This is a genomic window from Burkholderia dolosa (genome assembly GCF_902499135.1).
GTDB classification, from domain to species: Bacteria; Pseudomonadota; Gammaproteobacteria; order Burkholderiales; family Burkholderiaceae; genus Burkholderia; species Burkholderia dolosa.
This window is the reverse complement of sequence record NZ_CABVPR010000030.1, coordinates 60,413-69,170: the sequence shown is the minus strand read 5'-3', so window position 1 is coordinate 69,170 and position 8,758 is coordinate 60,413. Positions and strand designations below refer to the sequence as shown.

7 protein-coding genes are annotated in these 8,758 nt (G+C 67.3%); 3 read left to right on the top strand and 4 right to left on the bottom strand.

Annotated features, from left to right (window positions below; genetic code table 11):
• The 4 genes from mrdA to BUB20358_RS15470 form a co-directional block, all read right to left on the bottom strand.
• On the bottom strand, positions 1–2,135 hold a 2,135-nt coding region (gene mrdA, locus BUB20358_RS15485), incomplete at its 3' end, for a penicillin-binding protein 2 (protein WP_174905084.1).
• 85 nt (positions 2,136–2,220) lie between these two features.
• Positions 2,221–2,733: a rod shape-determining protein MreD gene (mreD, locus tag BUB20358_RS15480; RefSeq protein ID WP_006763080.1), complete on the bottom strand. Its 513-nt coding sequence runs from the start codon at positions 2,731–2,733 to the stop codon at positions 2,221–2,223.
• Positions 2,730–3,827, bottom strand: coding sequence for a rod shape-determining protein MreC (gene mreC / locus BUB20358_RS15475; RefSeq protein ID WP_035971531.1), 1,098 nt, complete (start codon positions 3,825–3,827; stop codon positions 2,730–2,732). The genes mreD and mreC overlap by 4 nt, the downstream gene beginning before the upstream one ends.
• Before the next feature lie 126 nt (positions 3,828–3,953).
• The gene (locus tag BUB20358_RS15470; RefSeq protein ID WP_004189550.1) at positions 3,954–4,997 is read right to left on the bottom strand and encodes a rod shape-determining protein; all 1,044 of its coding nucleotides are present in this window, start codon (positions 4,995–4,997) and stop codon (positions 3,954–3,956) included.
• A gap of 368 nt (positions 4,998–5,365) precedes the next feature.
• Between BUB20358_RS15470 and gatC the strand changes: the two genes are divergently transcribed.
• The 3 genes from gatC to gatB all read left to right on the top strand — a co-directional run bounded on the left by gatC (position 5,366) and on the right by gatB (position 8,703).
• Positions 5,366–5,665, top strand: a complete 300-nt coding sequence (gene gatC, locus BUB20358_RS15465) for an Asp-tRNA(Asn)/Glu-tRNA(Gln) amidotransferase subunit GatC (RefSeq protein ID WP_006407213.1) — start codon at positions 5,366–5,368, stop codon at positions 5,663–5,665.
• Between the two features lie 67 nt (positions 5,666–5,732).
• Positions 5,733–7,223 carry an Asp-tRNA(Asn)/Glu-tRNA(Gln) amidotransferase subunit GatA gene (gene gatA, locus BUB20358_RS15460; RefSeq protein ID WP_006763082.1) on the top strand — a complete coding sequence of 497 codons (1,491 nt, stop codon included), beginning with the start codon at positions 5,733–5,735 and terminating at the stop codon, positions 7,221–7,223.
• 4 nt (positions 7,224–7,227) lie between these two features.
• Positions 7,228–8,703 (top strand): Asp-tRNA(Asn)/Glu-tRNA(Gln) amidotransferase subunit GatB, encoded by a 1,476-nt coding sequence (gene gatB / locus BUB20358_RS15455; RefSeq protein ID WP_006763083.1) that lies wholly within the window; start codon positions 7,228–7,230, stop codon positions 8,701–8,703.
• Positions 8,704–8,758 lie beyond the last annotated feature (55 nt).

The window sequence follows — 8,758 nt, the reverse complement described above, 5'->3', positions numbered from 1 at the left end:
GCTTCGGCATCGGTCGGCCGCGCGGCGCTGGCGCCGGCGGCAGCCGATGCGTCGGGCGCGGACGCCGCTGACGCCGACGCTGCATCTGCCGCGCTGGCCGCGCTCGGCACGACCGGCTGCGGCAATGCGTTGAAGCCCGCCGCGACGGTGACGGGCCTGTTCGCATCGCCGATCACCGGTGCGCTTACCGGCTCGGTCGCCGACGCGGCGGCGGCCACGGCAGCAGCCTCGTTCTGCGGGTTCTGGCGTTCGACGAGGTAGAAGTCGAGCACGCGGCGCGCGATCGGGCCGGCCGCCTGCGCACCCCAGCCGCCGTTCTCGACGATCAGCGCGAGCGCGATCTGCGGATGATCGACCGGCGCATACGCGATGAACAGCGCGTGGTCGCGCAGGTGCTCGGCGAGCAGGTGGCCCTTGTAGTTGCCGCCCTGCAGCGAGAACACCTGCGCGGTACCCGTCTTGCCCGCCGCGAGGTATTGCGCGCCGCGGAACACCTTGTACGCGGTGCCGGACGGGTTTTCGATCACGTTCTCCATTCCGCGCTTCACGACGTCGATGTCGGCCTGCTTCAGCGGAATCACCGCGCTTTCCTTCGGCACGGTCAGATGGCGTGCGCGCGTGATCGGATCCTCGATCTCCTTCACGAGGTGAGGCTTCATCACGATCCCGTTGTTCGCGAGCGTCGCGGTCGCATGCGCGAGCTGCAGAATCGTGAACGAGTTGTAGCCCTGGCCGATCCCGAGGCTGATCGTCTCGCCGTCGTACCATTTCTGCTGCGCGGGCTTCTTGAACGCCTTCTTCTTCCACTCGGTCGACGGCAGGATGCCGCGCGCCTCGCCCTGGATGTCGATTCCGGTGATCTGGCCGAAGCCGAACGGCTTCATGAAGTTCGCGATCGCGTTCACGCCGAGATCGCGCGCGAGCATGTAGAAGTACGTGTCGTTCGACACCATGATCGCCTTGTTCATGTCGACCCAGCCCTGGCCGGAGCGCACGTCGTTGCGGAACGTGTGGCCGCCGAACGTGAAGTAGCCGGGATCCTGGAAGCCCCAGCCGGGTGTGCGCTTGCCGAGCGTCAGGCCCGCGAGCGCCATGAACGGCTTGTACGTCGAGCCGGGCGGGTAGGTGCCGTGCAGCGGGCGGTTCAGCAGCGGCTTGTCGGGCGAGTTGTTCAGCTCGTCCCAGGTCTGCTGGTCGATGCCGTCGACGAACGAGTTCGGATCGAAGCTCGGCGACGACACGAACGCGAGCACGTCGCCCGTCTTCGGCTCGATCGCGACGAGCGCGCCGCGCTTGCCCGCGAACGCCTGCTCGGCCACCTGCTGCAGCCCGATGTCGAGCGACAGCACGAGGTTGTCGCCGGGCGTCGCCTGCGTGCGCGACAGCGTGCGCACCGGACGGCCGCCGGCCGTCACCTCGACTTCCTCGAAGCCGGTGAGCCCGTGCAGCTCGGTTTCGTAGCTCTGCTCGACGCCGATCTTGCCGATGTAGTCGGTGCCCTTGTAGTTGTTCGCGTCGCGGCGCGGATCGTAGTGTTCCGGATCGCTGTCGTTTTCGTCGCTCATCGCGTCGATGCGGTCCTGGTCGCGCTTCGAGATCCGGCCGATGTAGCCGATCACGTGCGCAGCCGTCGTGCCGAGCGGATATTGCCGGAACAGCCGCGCGCGCACCTCGACGCCGGGGAAGCGGAAGCGCTGCGCGGTGAAGCGCGCGACTTCCGCGTCGGTGAGCCGCGTGCGGATCGGCAGGCTCTCGAAGTTCTTCGAGTCTTCCTGCAGCTTCTTGAAGCGGCGGCGGTCGCGCGCATCGATCGGGATGATCTCGGACAGCTTGTCGATCGTGTTGTCGAGCGTGTCGTCGAGCTTCGACGGCGTGATCTCGAGCGTGTACGCCGAATAGTTCTTCGCGAGGATCACGCCGTTGCGGTCGGTGATGATCCCGCGGTTCGGCACGATCGGCGCGACCGAGATGCGGTTTTCCTCGGCCTGCAGCGCGTACTTGCCGTGCTGCATCAGCTGCAGATAGAAGAAGCGGCTCGCGAGCAGCCCGAAGCAGACGAACACGAACACGCCCGCCGCCGCGACGCGCAGGCGGAACTTCGAGAGCTGCTGTTGGGTGTCGTTGAATTCGGTCATGCGGTTACGGTCGGGCTGCCTGCGCGCGGGCGAGATGCCGCGACGAGGTGCGGAGACGGGCAGCGGGTGTTCAAGGTCGGTCGGCTCAGATGGGCCGCGTATCGTCCGGGTCGACCGGGCGGCGTTGCGGCATCAGCAGCAGATGGCTCGCGACCGGCCACAGCGCGGCTTCGACGAAACCGTCGACCAGATACTGCCAGCCGGAGAACGCGGCGCCCATCATCAGGCGGATCACGAACGGCACGAGCTGCGCGCCGACGAGCAGCGGCGTCACGTACAGCACCTGTACGCCGATCGGCATCCACAGTACGCGGCGATGGATCGTGATCGCGCCGTACGACAGCAGCGTATACGCGAGCGCGTGCTCGCCGAGCAGCCCTGCGTCGTGCACGTCCATCAGGATGCCGAGCGCGAACGCGACGCCCATCCCGACCTTGCGCGGCTGGTGGATGTTCCAGAACAGCAGCACGAGCGCGACGAAATCGGGCACGCCGGCCAGATGGCCCCACGGCATCAGGTTCAGCAGGAACGCGGCGGCGAGGCTGAAGACGATGAAGTACGGATTGACCGGCTGCAGGATGTATTGCGGACGGTTCATCGCTGCGCTCCCGGTTGTGCGGCTGCGGGCTTGGCCGGTGCGGCGACGGGCTTGTCCGATGCGGCCGCGGGCTTGCCCGGCGCGGCGGCTGCGGCAGCCGCGGCCGACGCCGGCTGCGTGCCGGGCTGCGCGGCGACGCCCGGCTTCGCGTTGGCGTCGGCCTTGTCCGCCTTGTCGCCCTTGGCGGCGCCCTTCGCGCCTTTCTTGCCCTTCGCGTTCTTCTCCGCGGCAGGATCGGCTTCGGCCGGCCGCGGCGGGATGTCGTTCTGGTAATGCAGCACGAGCATCTGCCGCGCGCCGCGCACGGCGGCGATCGGCGCGCAGATCACGCGCGCGAACGCCGTGTCGGCAAGCTTGTCGACGCGTACGACTTTCGCGACCGGCAGCCCCGGCGGATAGATGCCGTCGAGGCCGCTCGTCACGAGTTCGTCGCCGACGACGAGATCGGCGCTCGTCGGCACGAAGCGCAAGTCGAGCGAATCGCCCTTCGGCGTGCCGTAGATCACGCTGCGCAGGCCGGTGCGCAGCACCTGCACCGGAATCGCGAGATCGCGGTCGGTGATCAGCGTGACTTCCGCCTGCAGCGGGAACACGCGCGTGACCTGCCCGACGACGCCGTCCTCGCTGACGACCGGCGCGCCGTTCTGGATACCCTGCTGCGAGCCTTGCCCGATCACGATCTTCTGCGTGAACGGATCGGTCGTGTCGTACTGGATCTCGACCGGCGTCGACTGCGTCGCGATGTGCTGGCGCAGTTCGAGCACCGCGCGCAGATGCGCGTTTTCCTGCGCGAGCACGGCCGCCTGGTTCGCCTGCGTCGACAGCTGCAGATTGCGCTTGCGCAGCGCGTCGTTCTCGTGCCGCAGCGATGCGCTGGTCACGGCGATGTCGGCCGCGCCCATGAACAGGTCGCGCGGCACGAGCGCCGCGCGCTGCAGCGGATACAGCACGGTGCCGAGCACGCCGCGGACGATTTCGAGCGTGCTGAAGCGCGCGTCCGACACGAGGAGCGCGATCGCGAGGGCGACGAAGAAGATGAGCCGCGCGAGCGCGGGCGGACCTTGCTTGAAGAGGGGCGGCGGACTGTATTCCATGGTCGGCGCCGGGCGCGTGGTGATCGGTTAAATGATGCTCAGACGCGCGAACGGCGCGGCGGTTCGTTCTGAACGAGCGATCCGGCCGCGCCGCACGTGCGTCATGTCAAGGAACTGCCTAGACGATCACTCGTACGAGAAGATGCTGCCCAGCTTGTCCATGCGCTCGAGTGCCATGCCCGAGCCGCGCACCACGCAGGTGAGCGGGTCTTCGGCGACGAGCACCGGCAGGCCGGTTTCTTCCGCGAGCAGGCGGTCGAGGTCGCGCAGCAGCGCGCCGCCGCCGGTCAGCATCATCCCGCGCTCGGCGATGTCGGCGCCGAGTTCCGGCGGCGTCTGCTCGAGCGCGATCTTCACCGACGACACGATCTGGTTCAGCGGATCGGTCAGCGCTTCGAGGATTTCGTTGCTGGAGATCGTGAAGCTGCGCGGAATGCCTTCGGACAGGTTGCGGCCCTTCACTTCCATTTCCTTGACTTCGGAGCCCGGGAACGCGGAGCCGATTTCCTTCTTGATCGCTTCGGCCGTCTGTTCGCCGATCAGCATCCCGTAGTTGCGGCGGATGTAGTTGACGATCGCCTCGTCGAACTTGTCGCCGCCGACGCGCACCGAGCCTTTGTACACGATGCCGCCGAGCGAGATCACGCCGACTTCGGTCGTGCCGCCGCCGATGTCGACGACCATCGAGCCGGTGGCTTCCGATACCGGCAGGCCGGCGCCGATCGCGGCCGCCATCGGCTCCTCGATCAGGTAGACCTGCGATGCGCCGGCGCCGTGCGCCGCTTCCTTGATCGCGCGGCGCTCGACCTGCGTCGAGCCGCACGGCACGCAGATGATGATGCGCGGCGACGGCGAGAACATGCGCGACTCGTGGGCCGTCTTGATGAACTGCTTGATCATCTGCTCGGTGACGGTGAAGTCGGCGATCACGCCGTCCTTCATCGGGCGGATCGCCTCGATGTTGCCGGGCACCTTGCCGAGCATCTGCTTGGCTTCCTTGCCGACCGCCTGGATCGTCTTCTTGCCGTTGGGGCCGCCTTCCTGGCGAATCGACACGACGGACGGCTCATCGAGCACGATGCCCTTGCCGCGCATGTAGATCAGGGTGTTTGCGGTGCCGAGGTCGATCGCCAGATCGTTGGAGAAGTAGCTGCGCAAAAAACCGAACATTCAGAATCCTGTTTCGCTCTGGGCCGGCCCTGCCTGCGAGCAGCGCGTCAGGGCGGCAGCGGAAAAAATAACAGCCTCGGATCGGGGCGGTTGCGGCCGCCGCGGCGCACGAAGCTGCGAGTGATGTCTACCGGGAATCGCACGAAGCACGCACGGCTTGCCGAAAAGCGGCGAAACGATGCGGGAAAAGGCTGCCGGGTTTGGGTCGAACGCGTAATGATACCTTATAATTTCTCGGTATTTGAATCGAAACGGGCGGTATTTTTGCCGCTTCGGCCCCGATTTTTGAGGGCGCGATCGCGCCCTCCAACCCCCGCCGCAGCGCCGTTTTTCCCGCACTGCGCAGCCTTGTTTTTTCCGGTGATCGCATGGCCCTGACCCTGACCGATGTGAAACGCATCGCACACCTCGCGCGACTCGAAATGGCCGACGCCGACGCCGAGCACACGCTCGGCCAGCTCAACGAATTCTTCGGCCTCGTCGAGCAGATGCAGGCGGTCGACACTGCCGGCATCGCGCCGCTCGCCCACCCGATCGAACAGATCCAGGAAGTCGCGCAGCGTCTGCGCGACGACGCCGTGACCGAAGTCGTGAATCGCGACGACAACCAGCGTCCGGCGCCGGCCGTCCAGGACGGCCTCTATCTCGTGCCGAAGGTGATCGAGTAAGCGCTCGACGACCGGCGCGCGGCCGCCTGCCGCCGCGCGCGATCCAGAATTCCCAGGAAAACACTCAATGCACGCTAAAAGCCTGACCGAACTGCGCGCCGCGCTCGCCGCCAAGGAATGCTCGGCCGTCGAGCTCGCGCAGCACTACCTGAAGCGGATCGACGCCGCACGCGACCTGAACGCGTTCGTCCACGTCGAGCCCGATCTCACCCTCGCGCAGGCGAAGGCCGCCGATGCCGAGCTCGCGCGCGGCGCGGGCGGCCCGCTGACGGGCCTGCCGATCGCGCACAAGGACGTGTTCGTCACGCGCGGCTGGCGCTCGACCGCCGGCTCGAAGATGCTCGCGAACTACGAGAGCCCGTTCGACGCGACCGTCGTCGCCCGCCTGCAGGCGGCCGGCATGGTCACGCTCGGCAAGACCAACATGGACGAGTTCGCGATGGGCTCGTCGAACGAGAACTCCGCATTCGGCGCGGTGAAGAACCCGTGGGACACGCGCGCGGTGCCGGGCGGCAGCTCGGGCGGCAGCTCGGCCGCCGTCGCCGCGCGGCTCGCGCCGGCCGCGACCGGCACCGATACCGGCGGCTCGATCCGCCAGCCCGCGTCGTTCGCCGGCGTGACCGGCATCAAGCCGACGTACGGCCGCGTGTCGCGCTACGGGATGATCGCGTTCGCGTCGTCGCTCGATCAGGGCGGCCCGATGGCGCAGAGCGCATCCGACTGCGCGCTGCTGCTGAACGCGATGGCCGGCTTCGACGAGCGCGACTCGACGAGCCTCGAGCGCGACGACGAAGACTTCACGCGCCACCTCGGCCAGCCGTGGGCGCCGGGCAACGATGCGGCGAAACCGCTCGCCGGGCTGCGCATCGGCCTGCCGAACGAGTATTTCGGCGATGGCCTCGCCGACGACGTGCGCGCGGCGATCGACGCGGCGCTCAAGCAATACGAGGCGCTCGGCGCGACGCTCGTGCCGGTGTCGCTGCCGAAAACGGAATTGTCGATTCCCGTGTACTACGTGATCGCGCCGGCCGAGGCGTCGTCGAACCTGTCGCGGTTCGACGGCGTGCGCTTCGGCCACCGCGCCGCGCAGTACGGCGACCTGCTCGACATGTACAAGAAGTCGCGCGCCGAGGGCTTCGGGCCCGAGGTGAAGCGCCGGATCCTCGTCGGCACGTACGTGCTGTCGCACGGCTACTACGACGCGTACTACCTGCAGGCGCAGAAGATCCGCCGGATCATCGCGCAGGATTTCCAGGAAGCGTTCAAGTCCTGCGACGTGATCATGGGGCCGGCGTCGCCGACGGTCGCGTGGGACCTCGGCGCGAAGGGCGACGATCCGGTGCAGATGTATCTCGCGGACATCTACACGCTGTCGGTGAGCCTCGCCGGCCTGCCCGGGATGAGCGTGCCGTGCGGCTTCGGCGCCGGCGCGAACGCGCAGCGTCCGGTCGGTCTGCAGATCATCGGCAACTATTTCGACGAAGCCCGGATGCTGCAGGTCGCCGACGCGTTCCAGCGCGCGACCGACTGGCACAAGCAAGTTCCGGCAGGGGTGTAAGCACATGTCTACTCAATGGGAAGTTGTGATCGGTCTCGAGACGCACGCGCAGCTGTCGACCGTCTCGAAGATTTTTTCCGGCGCATCGACGCAGTTCGGCGCGCAGCCGAACACGCAGGCGTGCGCGGTCGACCTCGCGCTGCCGGGCGTGCTGCCGGTGCTGAACCGCGGCGCGGTCGAGCGCGCGATCCGCTTCGGTCTCGCGATCGGCGCGACGATCGCGCCGCGCAGCATCTTCGCGCGCAAGAATTATTTCTATCCCGATCTGCCGAAGGGCTATCAGATCAGCCAGTACGAGATTCCGGTCGTGCAGGGCGGCGCGATCACGATCCAGGTGCCGGCCAACGAAAAGGCCGGCAAGCCGGCGTACGAGAAGACGGTCAACCTGACCCGCGCGCACCTCGAGGAGGATGCGGGCAAGTCGCTGCATGAAGACTTCGCCGGAATGACCGGGATCGACCTGAACCGCGCGGGCACGCCGCTGCTCGAGATCGTCACCGAGCCGGAAATGCGCAGCGCGGCCGAAGCGGTCGCGTACGCGAAGGCGCTGCATGCGCTCGTCGTGTGGCTCGGCATCTGCGACGGCAACATGCAGGAAGGCTCGTTCCGCTGCGACGCGAACGTGTCGGTGCGTCCGGTCGGCCAGAAGGAATTCGGCACGCGCGCCGAGATCAAGAACCTGAACTCGTTCCGGTTCCTCGAGGAAGCGATCAACTACGAAGTGCGCCGCCAGATCGAGCTGATCGAGGACGGCGGCGAAGTCGTGCAGGAAACGCGCCTGTACGATCCGGACAAGCGCGAGACGCGCTCGATGCGCAGCAAGGAAGACGCGCACGACTACCGCTACTTCCCCGATCCGGATCTGATGCCGCTCGTGATCGGCCGCGACTGGGTCGAGCGCGTGCAGGCGGGGATGCCCGAGCTGCCGGCCGCGATGCAGCAGCGCTTCGTCGAGCAGTACGGCGTGTCCGCGTACGACGCCGGCGTGCTGACGTCGAGCAAGGCGATGGCCGCGTATTTCGAGGCCGTCGTCGCGAAGGCCGGCGCCGCGAACGCGAAGATCGCCGCGAACTGGCTGATGGGCGACGTGTCGTCGCAGCTGAACCGCGACGGCATCGACATCGACGCGATTCCGGTGTCGGCCGCGCAGCTCGCGCTGCTGCTGCAGCGCATCGCCGACGGCACGATCTCGAACAAGATCGCGAAGGAGATCTTCGCGACGATGTGGGAAGAAAAGGCCGCCGACGAAGGCGCGGCCGATCGCATCATCGACGCGAAGGGCCTGAAGCAGATCTCCGACACCGGCGCGCTCGAAGCGATCATCGACGAGGTGCTCGCCGCGAACGCGAAGTCGGTCGAGGAGTTCCGCGCGGGCAAGGAGAAGGCGTTCAACGCGCTGATCGGCCAGGCGATGAAGGCGACCAAGGGCAAGGCCAACCCGCAGCAGGTCAACGAACTGCTGAAGAAGAAGCTCGGCTGAACATGACCGCGCGTCTGAACCGCGCTTGACGACGGGCCGCCGCCGAACCAGTTCG